The 384-nt window shown below is 68.0% G+C and carries 1 protein-coding gene; it reads right to left on the bottom strand.

What is annotated here, in order from left to right; genetic code table 11:
* The coding region (locus G3I71_RS49865) for an acyltransferase domain-containing protein (RefSeq protein WP_164325612.1) at window positions 1-384 on the bottom strand (384 nt) is incomplete at both ends.

Genomic DNA, 384 nt, shown 5'->3' with positions numbered 1-384 from the left:
ACGGCGAGCAGCGCGGCGGCCAGGTTGGAGACGATCGGAATGCTCGGGGCGGAGAACGACAGGCCCGCCACCACCTGACGGAACGCCTCCAACATGCCGTCCATGTGCGGCGAGTGGAACGCGTGACTGACCGAGAGCCGCTTGGACTTACGACCGGCCAAAGCATCCACGACCGCGACGGCCGCGTCCTCGTCACCCGCGATGACCACCGCACGCGGACCATTGATCGCAGCGATGCTCACCCGATCCGACAGCAACGGCAGGACCTCGTCCTCCGCCGCCTCCAACGCGATCATCACACCACCCGCCGGCAGCGCCTGCATCAACCGACCACGCGCCGCCACCAACGTGCACGCGTCCGCCAACGACAACACACCGGACACG

It is taken from the genome of Streptomyces sp. SID12501, assembly GCF_010550245.1.
Lineage (GTDB): Bacteria > Actinomycetota > Actinomycetes > Streptomycetales > Streptomycetaceae > Streptomyces.
This window is presented reverse-complemented; position numbering and strand designations above follow the sequence as displayed.